1 protein-coding gene is annotated in these 589 nt (G+C 62.5%); it reads right to left on the bottom strand.

The annotated features are described in order from the left end of the window. Positions 1–366, bottom strand: a 366-nt coding sequence (locus JL475_RS39315) for a YdeI family protein (protein WP_368860262.1), incomplete at its 3' end; no start/stop codon positions are given. Between the last annotated feature and the right edge of the window lie 223 nt (positions 367–589).

The raw sequence follows: 589 nt of genomic DNA, 5'->3' as shown, positions 1-589 counted from the left end.
CCTCAACCGGCAGGGGACATTACGGGCGAACCCCCGGGACCGATCAGCTACCGAACTCCGCTGACGAATCGAGGTCAGCATCGCCACCTTGTCCACATTCACTTGCGACCACAGGCTCTTGGGTCGACGTGGCACGTACTTCTGCAGGTAGTGCTGCTCGTCGAACGACCGCCGTTGCCCAGAGATCCAGCCATAGCACAGCCCGATGTCGACCAATTCGTCGTCGGTGACCGTCGGAATGCCGGACTTCTTCTTGGCTACCTTGATCCACACACCCTCGTGGCGCATGTAGTGCTCGGCCAGCCAGCTCTCAAACGCCGCAGCGTCCGCGAAAGCGATGATCTCCACCCCCGTGATCTCATCCATGCGGCACAGACTATCGCCCGCATGGCCAGGGCCGGTTCCGGCAGACTGCCACTTCTGATGTCCGGGAACCCAACCCGCCGACCGTCACGCTCACCCGCCACGTGAAATGCTCAGTCACATCGATTACCCGGCCAAGGCTGTGTGACCAGCCACTAGGGCCTGTTCGGGGTCGTGATCTCGGTTCCGATGCCCGCATCCGGCGAGGGCGGCCGAGCTGGTAGAA

Source organism: Streptomyces sp. M2CJ-2, assembly GCF_016757295.1.
In the GTDB taxonomy this organism is placed as follows: domain Bacteria; phylum Actinomycetota; class Actinomycetes; order Streptomycetales; family Streptomycetaceae; genus Streptomyces.
This window is presented reverse-complemented; position numbering and strand designations above follow the sequence as displayed.